General features: G+C 66.8%; 3 protein-coding genes and 2 pseudogenes. 2 read left to right on the top strand and 3 right to left on the bottom strand.

Annotated features, from left to right (window positions below; all coding sequences use genetic code 11):
* The 3 genes and pseudogenes from WBF82_RS19955 to WBF82_RS19945 form a co-directional block, all read right to left on the bottom strand.
* Positions 1-507 (bottom strand): annotated as a pseudogene (locus WBF82_RS19955) (hypothetical protein); the annotation flags it as partial.
* An 11-nt stretch (positions 508-518) separates the two neighbouring features.
* Complete coding sequence (locus WBF82_RS19950; RefSeq protein ID WP_424384667.1) at positions 519-1,949, bottom strand: peptidase; 1,431 nt, start codon at positions 1,947-1,949, stop codon at positions 519-521.
* Positions 1,950-1,994: 45 nt separating this feature from the next.
* Positions 1,995-2,411: a WhiB family transcriptional regulator gene (locus WBF82_RS19945; protein ID WP_424384666.1), complete on the bottom strand. Its 417-nt coding sequence runs from the start codon at positions 2,409-2,411 to the stop codon at positions 1,995-1,997.
* Positions 2,412-2,553: 142 nt separating this feature from the next.
* On the opposite strand from WBF82_RS19945, the gene WBF82_RS19940 reads away from it, so the two are divergent.
* The gene (locus WBF82_RS19940) at positions 2,554-3,312 is read left to right on the top strand and encodes a helix-turn-helix domain-containing protein (RefSeq protein ID WP_424384665.1); all 759 of its coding nucleotides are present in this window, start codon (positions 2,554-2,556) and stop codon (positions 3,310-3,312) included.
* Positions 3,309-3,799, top strand: a pseudogene (locus WBF82_RS19935) (C40 family peptidase); the annotation flags it as partial. The gene WBF82_RS19940 and the pseudogene WBF82_RS19935, both read left to right, overlap by 4 nt.

Here is a 3,799-nt window from a genome sequence, read left to right as displayed (position 1 = left end):
GGTGAACATCGCGTGTTTGACGATGGTGGGGTCGACGCCGTGGTTGCACACGACGTCTTTGACGCCCGCCAGCCCGTAGCCGGTGGCGGAGTCGGCGAGCACGTTCCGCACGCCGGCCTGCGCCGTGGCGATGTTGAGTTTGTCGGCGGTCAGCGATTTGATCGGGCCTACGCGCAGCACCAGCAGGACGCCCCCCGCGCTCAACGCAACAGCCCAGATGGCAAGTACTGCCCACAACGCGCCGCGACCGCGCCGCGCAGGGTGAATCGGCGGAGAGGCGACCGGATAGTGGCCGAGTTGGTGCCCGTAGGCGCCGACGGCGTAACCGCTTGGCGCGGGCGGGGCGGGTGGATTCGTCGGCGTCACCGGGGTCGTCGTCTCATCAGGCGCACCATGCGAGGAAGCGATGACGACGGTCTTGTCGGGGTCGCCGGCTGGCGGCGGCTGGCGGCGGACTACCTCGGTCCGTTCGGGGTCGTCGCCACTCCCCCACTGCGTCGGAGTCATAAGGATGCCTTTCAGCCCGGAAAGTCCGTGTAGCACCGGTCGGCGGCGTCGTTGGTGAGACCGGCGCGGAAGGCCGCGATTCGATTAAACCCGGCGGGCACCGTGGTCCCGCCGACGTCGCTGGCCGCCAGACCGTTGCCGAGCAGACCCGCCACCGCCTGGTCGATGTCGCGTGACGTCAAAGGTGTTGTCGAATCCGATGTTTCGGCCAGATGCCGCTCCGCGCTGCCGGTCAGACAAGCGGTACGCAACGCGGTCCCGACGGATGTCATCGGTAGGCCGCGTTCGCGCTGAACCGCCAGCGCATATCGGGAGATCAGAGCCGACATCGCCGTGTTGGTTCCCTGCAGCAGCACGTAGTCGTGACGCTCATCGCCGGGCTCGCCGAGTGTCTGCAACGCAGGCAGGTCGACGTACACGGTGTTCGACGCCGGACAATACGACACCGGCTTGGTCGCATCCGCTCCCCCACACGCGGCCGGCTGCATTGACAACGTCGGCGGGGTCTTCGGGACGAAGATCGTGCCGAGTTCATCGACGAGTTGGCGAACGCTGGCCTCGGTTATCGGCTTGTCCGCCTTGCGGTTGCTGGCCGCAGGCTGTAGCGCGTCGGGCAGCTGATTGCGGCGCTGCTGGATGGACTCTGCGGTGATTTGTGCGCACGCGGTCGCGCCCGAGGTGAAGCCGGTCTGGAATGCCGCGACGCGGTCTAACGCCGTGCCGTGGCCTTCCGGGTTGTTGGCCTGCACCGAGGCGGGATCGCGGCTGGTGATGATGCCGGCCAGCACCCTGTTCAAACCATCGCCGGCGTCGAGGGTGAACCGGGGTGACTTGCCTTCGGCGACCCAACGCAGGTAGTCGCCACCGAAGCAGTCCGCCTGCTGTTCGGCGACCAGCACGGTACTCGATCGCTTGACCAGATGGGCCATGCGTTGGATTGCGTGCCCGTACTCATGGCTGAGCACCCCGGTTACAGCCATCTCGCCGAAGTACTTCTGCACCGTCGGCAAGAACGCGCCGCGATCCCAGGCAATCAGCCAGTCACTTCCACAGAAGAAGGCATTGACGAGCTTGTAGGTGTCGTTGCCGCAGATCACCGGCGATGACGCATCATGGGAGTCGTAGGAGTACAGCTCCGTCACCGGCTCATACTGTCCTGACAACGTGCGGGGAAAATTCGCCTGCCAGTATGCCTCGATGTCCTCGACCGACAGGGCCGCCAGCCCATCGATCGATCCCCCTTGTCCCCCATGGACTTTCAGCGTCGGCGCCGGCGCGCCGGTACGTGCACCGCTGGCCACGTCGGTTACCGGCAACCCGCCCGCAGTCGCGGGATCGTAGATCGGCGACACTGCCCGGCCGGCCACGGTGTCATGGCAACTGGTCAGCACCGCACAACTGGCGGCCAGCACCAGGGCTAACCGCGACCAACTTCGTAGCACCCGCCTATTTCATCACGGCTAAAGGCGCGCCCAGCACGGAAATGGTTAGGCGGCCGACCGCGGCCCGACCTCGCGGATGGGCAGATGAAACACCGTGGCGGTCACGGGAACAGCGTCGCCCTCGCGCCGCGACAGCAGCGCGGCGTTGTCGGGCAGCTGCCGTGAGTTGACCTCGCCGGCCGCGATCTGGCGCAGCAGGTCGTGCGCCTTCGCCAGCTGCTCACGCTTGCGGTACTGGCCGCCAGGCAGTTTGATCCCCGCCCAAACGCCGTACTCCTCGCGGTTCTCGACCGCGTATCGCGCGCACAGCCGCTGTTGCGCCAGTGGGCACCGCCGCAGGCAGAGCAGCCGCGCCTCGGTGGCCGACTGCTCATAAGCGCGAGCCTTGGCGGCACCGTCGCCGCCGTCGTCATCGGCGTAGCCGAACCACAATTCCGGGTTGACCGAACATGGATGCCCCATCAGTCCGCCTCCTTCGTGTCAAAACGTATGCAGAAGCGTATACGCACAGCAGCCGAGTTGGCAAGAGAAACGTGATAAAAACGTATATACCCAGGGCGACGTGGGGGGCTGTGTACTATCCGAATATGGCCGGAGCGCTGCGGTGAGCCGCGAATCGGCAGGTGCAGCAATCCGAGAGCTGCGCGAGTCGCGCGACTGGTCGCTGGCCGACTTCGCCTCGGCCACCGGTGTGAGCATCATGGGTCTGAGCTACCTGGAGCGAGGAGCCCGCAAGCCGCACAAAAGCACAGTTCAGAAGGTAGAAAATGGGCTGGGGCTGCCGCCGGGCACCTACTCTCGGCTCGTGGTCGCCGCGGATCCCGCGGCCGAGCTCGAGCGTCTGACCGCCGTCACGCCGGCAGAACCGTCGCCTACTCGGTCCACGGGTTCCATCGTCGTGGACCGGCACACCGACACCGAGGTGCTCGAGGGATACGCAGAGGCTCAGCTCGACGCGCTCAACTCGGTGATCCAGCGGCTGCCCGCGACGACATCAAACGAATATGAGTCGTATATTCTCTCTGTGATCGGTCAGTGCGTGAAGGCTGAGATGCTCGCCGCCAACTCATGGCGGGTGGCTGTCAACGCCGACGCAGCTTCGGCGGGACGGCTGATGCGGCATCTGCAGGCGTTGGAGACGACGCGCGGCGCGCTTTTGGAACGCATGCCGATGAGCCTGAGCGCCCGATTCGACCGGGCATGCGCGCGGTCGGCACTGCCGGAACCCATCATCGCGGCACTGCTCGGAGTCACGCCGGCGGAAATGTGGGATATCCGCAACCGGGGAGTGATTCCGCCGGGAGCGCTGCCGCGCGTTCGGGCTTTCGCCGACGAGGACGACCGTCTGGGGGAGGGGCATTGAGCGGAAACGAACTGTCGGCATTGAGCCGCGCGCACCAGCTGTTCGCCGGCACGCCAAGCGGCGTAACGCTGGACGCAGACCTAACGCACTACGACAGTGTGTTGCAGCGCGCAGCGGGCCTGAATACCGGTGGGGGACAGGAGCTTTACCAATCCGATGTACTCCGCAGCCGGTCCGCCCTGCGTTCGGCAGTCAGCGTCGACGCGGCGCTCGCAGGCACGGCGACTCAAGCGCACCGCGATCACACCGATGCCCGTGCCCTGACCAAGAGTGTGCTCGACGAAGCCCGCGCCGATACCGCGATACCGACCACACCGATCGCGCAGCGCGAGGCGGTGCGCCGCAGGGCTGCGCGGCTGCGGGCGCAACAAGCGCATGTGTTGTCGGCTCGCCGGCAGGCCCGCCGGCATCGGGCGGCGTTGCGCGCGTTGCGCTATCGAGTCGTGCGGCGCGCCGGTCACCGGGCCGGGCTGCGGTTGCCGCCGGC

This window comes from Mycobacterium sp., from assembly GCF_049673265.1.
Classification (GTDB): Bacteria; Actinomycetota; Actinomycetes; order Mycobacteriales; family Mycobacteriaceae; genus Mycobacterium.
The sequence above is the reverse complement of the archived record's forward strand: the minus strand, read 5'-3'. Positions and strand labels throughout refer to the sequence as shown.

Bases quoted from the DNA above. Each gene is read 5' to 3' on its own strand.
- WBF82_RS19945 (WP_424384666.1), bottom strand. From the start codon at position 2,411: ATGGGGCATCCATGTTCGGTCAACCCGGAATTGTGGTTCGGCTACGCC.